Genomic DNA, 865 nt, shown 5'->3' on the forward strand with positions numbered 1-865 from the left:
ATTGGTTTTAATTCTTCCATTAATTGAGCAAATTTCGCTGGTTTTAATGATTGTGGTCCATCACATAATGCTTTCTCTGGATTATTATGCACTTCGATCATTAATCCATCACATCCTGCTACGACTGCTGCCTTTGCCATTGGATTGACTAACCACCATTTTCCTCCTGCATGGCTTGGATCAATAATGATTGGCAAGTGTGTTAATTCTTTAATTACTGGGATTGCTTGTAAATCTAATGTATTTCTTGTATATGATTCAAATGTTCTGACTCCTCTTTCACATAAGATGACATTTGGGTTCCCACTAGCCATGATATATTCTGCTGACATGATCCATTCTTGATATGTTGCACTTAATCCTCTTTTTAATAAGATTGGTTTCTTTGTTGCTTTCCCTACCTTCTTTAATAGATCGAAGTTTTGCATATTTCTTGCTCCTATTTGGATCAAGTCTACTTTTTCAATAAATTCATCTAAATGTTCTGCATCCATTAATTCTGATACGATTGGTAATCCTGTTGCTTCTCTGGCTGCTACTAAAATATCTAACCCTTCTGATCCCATTCCTTGGAATGCATATGGTGATGTTCTTGGTTTGAATGCTCCCCCTCTTAATAGATTAGCTCCTGCTGCTTTGGCTGCCTTAGCAATTTCAATCACTTGTTCTTTTGATTCTACTGAACATGGTCCTGCAATCACGGCTAGGTTTCCACCACCGATTTTTACTCCTCTTACATCAATGATTGAATCATCTGGATGGAATGCTCTGTTAGCTAATTTATATGGTTCTGATACATGCATTACTTTTTCTACTGCTGGATCTACTTCGATTTGTTCTGGATCTACTTTTGTTGTATCACCAA

At 36.8% G+C, this 865-nt stretch carries 1 protein-coding gene; it reads right to left on the reverse strand.

The annotated features are described in order from the left end of the window. A partial coding sequence (gene aroF / locus DW911_RS10885; protein ID WP_118607817.1) for a 3-deoxy-7-phosphoheptulonate synthase occupies positions 1-865 on the reverse strand: 865 nt, incomplete at both ends.

The organism is Erysipelatoclostridium sp. AM42-17, from assembly GCF_003480255.1.
In the GTDB taxonomy this organism is placed as follows: domain Bacteria; phylum Bacillota_I; class Bacilli_A; order Erysipelotrichales; family Coprobacillaceae; genus Faecalibacillus.